Source organism: Saccharomonospora iraqiensis subsp. iraqiensis (assembly GCF_000430445.1).
GTDB classification, from domain to species: Bacteria; Actinomycetota; Actinomycetes; order Mycobacteriales; family Pseudonocardiaceae; genus Saccharomonospora; species Saccharomonospora iraqiensis.
In genome coordinates, this window is the sequence record NZ_KE387105.1 from 2,654 (window position 1) to 6,701 (window position 4,048).

3 protein-coding genes are annotated in these 4,048 nt (G+C 70.6%); 2 read left to right on the top strand and 1 reads right to left on the bottom strand.

Translation table 11 applies throughout. The features are described from left to right. On the top strand, window positions 1-228 hold a 228-nt coding region (locus tag ACTIR_RS0115200; protein WP_026454922.1), incomplete at its 5' end, for a helix-turn-helix domain-containing protein. 9 nt (window positions 229-237) lie between these two features. Here ACTIR_RS0115200 and betT read toward each other — a convergent pair. After that, on the bottom strand, window positions 238-2,370 hold the full coding sequence (gene betT / locus ACTIR_RS0115205) for a choline BCCT transporter BetT (RefSeq protein WP_026454923.1): 2,133 nt from the start codon (window positions 2,368-2,370) through the stop codon (window positions 238-240). 175 nt (window positions 2,371-2,545) lie between these two features. Between betT and ACTIR_RS0115210 the strand changes: the two genes are divergently transcribed. Then, window positions 2,546-4,021, top strand: coding sequence for an aldehyde dehydrogenase family protein (locus ACTIR_RS0115210; RefSeq protein WP_026454924.1), 1,476 nt, complete (start codon window positions 2,546-2,548; stop codon window positions 4,019-4,021). Window positions 4,022-4,048: the final 27 nt, after the last annotated feature.

Genomic DNA, 4,048 nt, shown 5'->3' on the forward strand with positions numbered 1-4,048 from the left:
CCGGTCGCCGACCTCGCCCGGCACGACCGGGACCACGGCACCCGCTACGTGGCCACCCTGTCCGCGTGGCTGCGGGCGCAGGGCGACCTCGCCCGCGCCGCGGCGGCCCTGGAGGTGCACCCGAACACCGTGCGCTACCGGATGCGCCGGATGAGCGAGGTCACCCTGCTGCGACTCGACGACCCGGACCAGCGGCTGGCCATGCTCATCGCGCTGGCGATCCGGTGAGGCGCGCCCTCACCCGGACTCCTCGGGTGGCGCGTCGCTGTGCCGGGAGGCGTGGTCGGGCAGCACCTGGCCGGGTTCGACCTCGCGGTGCATCCGCAGGAACTCCAGATGGCGTTCGTACTGGTCGAGCACGTCGGCGATCAGCTGCTCCCGGGTGTAGCCGAGCACGTCGTAGCCCTGCCCGCCCTCCGGCAGGAACACCTCGATCCGCAGGTAGGTGTCGGCCTCGGCCACCGACCGCATGGCGAACGCGGGCGTCTGTTTCTCCCGTGGCCGCAACCGGTAGTTGAAGCCCTGCTCGGGGCCCATCGGGACGCGCAGCGTGAGGTGCGGCAGGTCGATGTGCTCGTCGGGTTCCTCGGTGACCGTGGCGTCCAGACCCTGCTCGCGCAGTTCCCCGGCCACCTCGTGCAGCGCCGGCCGGGCGACGTCGTCGACGAACCGGTGCGCGGTGCGCCTGCCGGGATAGCTGAGCATGCGCCGTATCCGGTTGCGCCACGAGCCCGTCACGTGCCCCGGGGCGGGCACACTGGTGCGTTCGGACAGCGACGAGGGCAGCGTCGTGCGCAGCGCGTCGTCCCGGAACCGCTCCACCCGCAGCGCCTTGTACAGGCCCCAGATGATCGCGAAGATGACGAACGAGAACGGCAGGCCCATGATGATGGTCGCGCTGGTGAGCGCGTCCACCCCGCCCACGATGAGCATCGCCATGGTGAGCAGACCGGTCGCCAGCGCCCAGAAGACGCGCAGCCACGGTTTCGCGTCGCTGATCGGGGTGGGCAGCCGGGAGCTGAGGTTCGCCATCACCAGCGCCCCGGAGTCGGCCGAGGTCACGTACAGCAGCAGCCCGACGAACGTGGCCAGGCCCGCGCTGAAGAGCACCCCCGGGTACTGGTCGAGCAGTCCGTAGAAGCCCTGTTCGGGCGAGTTCATCGCGGTGAGGCCGAACGCGAGGTCGCCCCGGCGCACCGTGTCGAGGGCGCTGTTGCCCAGCACCGACAGGAAGGTGGCGGTGAACAGGAACGGGATGATCAGGGTCGCGGCGACGAACTCCCGGAGCGTGCGACCACGGGAGATCCGCGCCAAAAACAGTCCCACGAACGGGGCCCAGGCGATCCACCAGGCCCAGAAGAACAGCGTCCAGTTGTTCAGCCACTCGACCGGCTGGTCGTAGGCGAAGGTGTTCAGGGTCATCGACGGGAACCGGCTCACGTAGTCGCCGATGTTGAGCACCAGCGCCTCGAGCAGCTGGGCGGGCCCCTGCAGCACCAGCACGTACAGCATCAGCACGATCGCGAGGATCACGTTGAGCTGCGACAGCCTGCGGATCCCGCGGTCCACACCGGCCACGGCGGACACGGTCGCCATGACCACGGCCACCCCCACCAGACCGAGTTGTGCCGCCACCCCCTCGGGGATGTCGAACAGGAACAGCAGGCCGTAGTTCAGCTGCACCACGCCGATGCCCAGGGACACCGAGATGCCGAAGATGGTGCCGATGATGGCGGCGAGGTCGACGGTGTCACCCACCCGTCCGTGGATGCGCCTGCCGATGAGCGGGTAGAGGGCCGAGCGGATCGCCAACGGCAGGCGGTACCGGAACGCGAAGTACCCGAGCACCATCCCCATCAGCGCGTACATCGCCCACCCGGTGATGCCGTAGTGGAACAGCGTCCACACCACCGCCTGCCGTGCGGCCTCCAGGGTGGCCGGGTTTCCGGACGGCGGCGACAGGTAGTGCGTCACCGGCCCGGCGACCGAGAAGAACATCAGGTCGATGCCGATGCCGGCGGCGAACAACATCGCCGCCCAGGCGAACACCCCGTAGTCCGGGGTGGCGTGCTGCGGGCCCAGCTTCACCCGACCGTACCGGGACAGTGCCACGAACAGCACGAACAGCAGGTACAGCGTGGCGGCCAGGAAGTAGTACCACCCGAGCCCGGACGAGATCCAGGACACCGCCGTGCCGATCGCGTTCTCGGCCCCGGTCGGTGTGACGATCGCCCAGATCGACAACGCGACGATGAGGGTGCCGGAGCCGAGGAACACCAGTCGTTTGACACCGCGGTCCCCCGGACCGAGTTCGTCCGTGCCGGGGTCGGCCTGCACGGCGGGCCGGTGTGGGTCACCACCGGTGGTCACGGCACTCACCTCGCTCCGGTCGGTTCCGGTGTCCCGGCGTCGTGGCGCCCCGGCCGGGGCACGGCGGGTCCGCTCACGCTGTGCGGGGGGACACCAGGCTCTATCGTCTGTGCAGAACGGTAACGAGGTTCCCGGAATCACGCTGGCCACGCCGATCGGCGAAAGGATCGCCGCAATGTCCACTCTGTTCATCGACGGCCGCTGGGTGGCCGCCTCCGCGGGCGCGACCCGGCAGGTGATCAATCCCTACGACCGGTCCGTGGTCCGCGAGGTGGACGAGGCCGACACGATCGACGCCCGGACCGCCGTCGCGGCCGCGCGGGCCGCGTTCGAGGACGGCGAGTGGCCGGGCTGGCCCGCCCGGCGCCGGTCCGCCCTGCTGTACCGGGTGGCCGAGCTGCTCCAGCGGGACCGCGCCGAGATCGCGCGACTGGAGACCCTGGACACCGGCAAGACCCTCGTCGAGGGCGGCATCGACGTCGACGACGTCACCGGGGTGTTCCGCTACTACGCCACGCAGGCCGAGTCCGACCCGGGCAGGCTCGTCGACGCCGGGGACCCGTCGGTGCGCAGCAGGGTGATCTACGAACCCCTCGGGGTGTGCGCGCTCATCGCGCCGTGGAACTACCCGCTGCTGCAGATGTGCTGGAAGGTCGCCCCCGCGCTGGCGGCCGGCAACACGATCGTGTTGAAACCCAGCGAGTCCACACCGTTGACCACGATCAAGCTCACCGAACTGATCGAGGAGGCCGGGGCGCCCCCCGGCGTGGCGAACCTCGTCCTCGGCCCCGGCGGCACGGTCGGCTCCTTCCTGGTCGACAGCCCCGAGGTCGACATGGTGTCGTTCACCGGCGGGCTGGAGACCGGCAGCGCGATCATGAGCCAGGCCGCGCGGACGGTGAAGAAGGTCGCGCTCGAACTGGGCGGCAAGAACCCCAACATCGTCTTCGCCGACGCCGACTTCGAGGCCGCCATCGACTACGCGCTGATCGCGGTGTTCTTCCACGCGGGGCAGGTGTGTTCGGCGGGCACCCGGCTCGTGGTCGAGGACTCGTTGCACGACCGGTTCGTGGCCGAGCTGGTGCGCCGGGCCGAACGGATCCGGCTCGGCAACGGGCTCGACCCGGACACCGAGAGCGGGCCGCTGGTCTCGGCCGAGCACCGGGACAAGGTCGAGTCCTATGTGGAGATCGGGATCAACGAGGGCGCCCGCCTGCTCACCGGCGGGCGCCGCCCGGACGACCCGCAGCTGCAGGACGGGTTCTTCTTCCTGCCGACCGTGTTCGACGACTGCACCAGCGACATGCGGGTGGTCCGCGAGGAGACGTTCGGCCCCATCCTCACCGTGGAACGGTTCGCCGACGCCGACGTCGACGCCGCGGTACGGATCGGCAACGACACGACCTACGGGCTGGCCGCCGCCGTCTGGACGGCCGACGCCGGGCGCGCCGAGTACGTGGCGCGCCGGTTGCGCCACGGCACGGTGTGGATCAACGACTTCGGCCCGTACCTGCCGCAGGCGGAGTGGGGCGGGTTCAAGCGGTCCGGGGTGGGCCGGGAGCTGGGGCACGCCGGGCTGGCCGAGTACCAGGAGCCGAAGCACATCTACGAGAACACCGCGCCGGAGCCGCAACGCTGGTTCGCCCGCTGAGGTGCCCGCCGGGATCCCCGACCGCCG